The following is an 868-nucleotide window of genomic DNA, read 5'->3' on the forward strand; positions in this document are numbered from 1 at the left end:
CGGGAAAGCCGCCGCCGGCGAGCACATAGTCGGCGATGTCCAGCGCCTCGCCGATCTTGAAGGTGCGGTCGGGCCGCTGCTGCTCCAGCACCATGCGGTAGGTGCTTCTCAGATAGCGTTTCACGACATTGATCTTGCGCCGCGCCCAGTCGGGATTGGAGGCATTCGAACCCGGCATGGCGGCATAGAAGAGCGGTCGGTCGAAGGTCCTGATGTCGACGATGATCGGCAGATTTTCCTTGAGCGCCCGTTCCCGTATCGCCGAGCCGATCTCGAAGGCTGTGGCCTCGTCGAAGGCCGGGAAGACCAGCGCCGCTTCCTGTTTCTTGATCAGAGCGATGTCGTCGGCGGCAGCCATGGCGTTCCCCTGTCAATGTCCGACGCACGCTTTGGCCGATGGCTGACGCCGGGTCAAGCGCGGAGCGCGTGGAATGGCGTTATGCCGCGATGGCGCTCTTTGCCGGCCGGCCCGCCACATAGACCTCGCGCACGGCGCGATCGTCGCCCAGCGTCTGCAGCAGGAAAAGTTCCTCGGCCAGCGTCTCCACCGTCTCCATCCTCAGCCGCATCGCCGGCGTGGCGTAGGCGTCGAGCACGACGATGTCGGCGTCTGTGCCTTCATCGAGCGTGCCGACTTTGTCGGCGACAGACAGCGCCTCGGCATTGCCGCGCGTCAACTGCCAGAAGGACTGGAACGGGTTCAGCTTCTCGCCGTTCAGCGCGATCACCTTGTAGCCCTCGTCCATGGTGCGCAGCATCGAATAGTTGGTGCCGCCGCCGACATCGGTGGCCGCGGCGATCCGGAGCGGCTTTTCGCGGCGGCGGTAGCGCTGGTAGTCGAACAGGCCGGAACCGAGGAAGAGATTGG

The 868-nt window shown here is 64.9% G+C and carries 2 protein-coding genes; both read right to left on the minus strand.

All coding sequences use genetic code 11. The annotated features are described in order from the left end of the window. Positions 1-358 (minus strand): heme-binding protein (locus EOA29_RS38275; protein WP_127222506.1); only part of this gene is annotated, 358 nt, incomplete at its 3' end. Positions 359-437: 79 nt separating this feature from the next. Continuing rightward, positions 438-868, minus strand: a 431-nt coding sequence (locus tag EOA29_RS38280; RefSeq protein ID WP_145970116.1) for an amidohydrolase family protein, incomplete at its 5' end; no start/stop codon positions are given.

The sequence above is a fragment of the Mesorhizobium sp. M1E.F.Ca.ET.063.01.1.1 genome, assembly GCF_003998155.1.
In the GTDB taxonomy this organism is placed as follows: domain Bacteria; phylum Pseudomonadota; class Alphaproteobacteria; order Rhizobiales; family Rhizobiaceae; genus Mesorhizobium.